This window comes from Muricoccus harenae, from assembly GCF_009848505.1.
Taxonomy (GTDB): domain Bacteria; phylum Pseudomonadota; class Alphaproteobacteria; order Acetobacterales; family Acetobacteraceae; genus Roseomonas; species Roseomonas harenae.
This window is the reverse complement of sequence record NZ_WWDL01000104.1, coordinates 1-720: the sequence shown is the minus strand read 5'-3', so window position 1 is coordinate 720 and position 720 is coordinate 1. Positions and strand designations below refer to the sequence as shown.

Here is a 720-nt window from a genome sequence, read left to right as displayed (position 1 = left end):
CCTTGCGCATGCGCCGGAACTGCCGGGCATGGGCGTGCCGCCCCGCTTGCGCTGCCAGGCGCGGAGCCAAGCGGTTGTAGTTCTGCCGCAAGGTGATCCTGGCCTTGTGCGCCAGCGTCACCAGGGAGCGGCGCGCCTTCTCGTAGAGCCTGCTGTCGGTCGGGTGGGCGATGGCCTTCTCCATCACCGTGGTGTCCACCGCGATCTCGGCCAAGCTGCGCGGCGTCACGGCACCCGAGGTCTGGGCTGCCTCGATCGTCTTGGTCAGCAGCCACTCCACACCCTCCTCGCCGATGCGGCCACGCCATCGGCTGAGCGAGGACGGATGGATGGGTGCGCGGTGCTGGAAGAAGGTCTCACCGGTGAAGTGCTGGAAATAGGGGTTCTCCACCCAGCGGGCGAGCACCGCCTCGTCGGAGAGGCCGTAGGCGTGCTGGAGGTACATCAGCCCGGCGACTAGGCGCGGATTGGTAGCAGGCCGTCCCTCACCAGCAGGAAAGAAGCCGACCCACTCCCGCTCGAACCAGCCCCAGTCGATCAGCGCTGCCAACCGGACCAGCTCGTGCCGCCCATCGATCATGTCGACCAGTCGAGGACGTAGCAGGTCGTCCTGCTCAGCCGGGCGGGAACGGTGTTTCATGATTGGAAGAATCGCAGGCTTTGCCGCCTATTCCAACCGAACTCTGCAATTCCAGCACCCAAATTCCGAGCTTTCCTGCC

1 protein-coding gene is annotated in these 720 nt (G+C 65.7%); it reads right to left on the bottom strand.

Translation table 11 applies throughout. The features are described 5' to 3' along the window. The coding region (locus tag GSE44_RS25110; protein WP_201306250.1) for a transposase at positions 1-640 on the bottom strand (640 nt) is incomplete at its 3' end. Positions 641-720: the final 80 nt, after the last annotated feature.